Origin of the sequence: Nonomuraea sp. MG754425 (assembly GCF_021699195.1) — a bacterium.
In the GTDB taxonomy this organism is placed as follows: domain Bacteria; phylum Actinomycetota; class Actinomycetes; order Streptosporangiales; family Streptosporangiaceae; genus Nonomuraea.
Window position 1 is genome coordinate 1 of sequence record NZ_SSXE01000423.1, and the last position, 1,316, is coordinate 1,316.

Genomic DNA, 1,316 nt, shown 5'->3' on the forward strand with positions numbered 1-1,316 from the left:
GGGTGTGTGGGCGGGGGGCGGTGGTTGCGATGGCCGTGGCTGACAGCAGGCCGCTCGCCGCCGCCGCGCCGATGACCGCCTCGATGCCGTACGTCGCGAACAGCAGCCCGCCGAGCGGCGGCCCGGCCAGCCCCACCACGCCGGTGGTGACGGCGCTGACGGCGTTCGCGCTGGTGAGCGCCGGGCCGGTGCCGACGACGGCGGGGATGTGCACGCGGGCGGCGGGACGGAAGAGCACCGCCGCCACCCCCTGCCCCAGGGCGGCCACGTAGACGAGCCAGATCGTCTCGGGCGTCCTGGCGAGCAGCACGACGGAGATCGCCGACACGAGCACCAGATCGGTCGCGATCATCAGACGGCGGCGGTCCCACCGGTCGGCCAGCACGCCGGAGACCGGACCCAGCAGCAGCGCCGGCAGGTGCTCGACGGCGAGCGTGACCCCGGTGGCCAGCACCGAGCCGGTGACGGCGTAGACGTGGGCGGGGATGGCGACGACCAGCATGCCGGCGCCGAGCCCCGAGAATCCCCCGGCCGCCCACAGCCGCCGGTAGTCGCGGATGCGCAGGGCATGCGGAGCGCGCGACATCTCGACACCTCCCTTCTCCCTGCGGAATTATTCTCACAAGAGAGAACATGGTGCCGATTATTCTGTCAAGATAGGCCGGTGGATGTTGTGGAACTCGGCCGGCGGCTGCGCGCCCGCCGCGCGGCACTCGGCCGCACCGTGGCCTCGGTGGCTGCCGACGCCGCGCTGTCTGTGCCGTACGTCGCCAACCTCGAGAACGGGCGGGGCAACCCCACCGTCGCCGCCCTCGACCGGCTCGCCGAGGCGCTCGGCACCCGGCTCGTGATCGCGCTCGCCGACCCCGGCGCGGAGCCGGAGCGCCCGGCGCCCCCGCCGTCGCTGGTGGAGTTCACGCGCGGCCGGCGGTTCCGGCGCACGGCCGGGCGGCTGGCTGAGCTGCGCGGCGAGGACGACGCCGGAGTACGCGCCATGCTCGCGGGCGCGCTCGCGGCCGTGGCCGTCCCGCTCCGGCCCGGTCTCGCCGAGGAGCACTGGGAGGAGGAGGACTGGGCCCGCCTCCTGGACGCGCTGACCCTGATCCTCGGCCACCGATCCGACAGGTGAGACTGCCGTGGCCGTGGGACGCCTGCCGGGGCCGGCACGCTCGCGACAGCCGTGGCCGACAGCGGACCGCCCGCCGCCGCGAGCGCCCTGGTGACCGGACGCGCACCGGCCGGTCGGGGCGCGCCGGGCGCGTTGGGCGGTTGCGGTGCGCGCCCCCTGGTCATGGGCCGGGCCCCTGGTCAGGGGG

General features: G+C 75.8%; 2 protein-coding genes. One reads left to right on the top strand and one right to left on the bottom strand.

What is annotated here, in order from left to right:
* Window positions 1–586, bottom strand: a 586-nt coding sequence (locus tag FAF44_RS53225) for an MFS transporter (protein ID WP_237111124.1), incomplete at its 3' end; no start/stop codon positions are given.
* Between the two features lie 78 nt (window positions 587–664).
* Between FAF44_RS53225 and FAF44_RS53230 the strand changes: the two genes are divergently transcribed.
* Window positions 665–1,129, top strand: a complete 465-nt coding sequence (locus tag FAF44_RS53230) for a helix-turn-helix transcriptional regulator (protein ID WP_237111125.1) — start codon at window positions 665–667, stop codon at window positions 1,127–1,129.
* Window positions 1,130–1,316 lie beyond the last annotated feature (187 nt).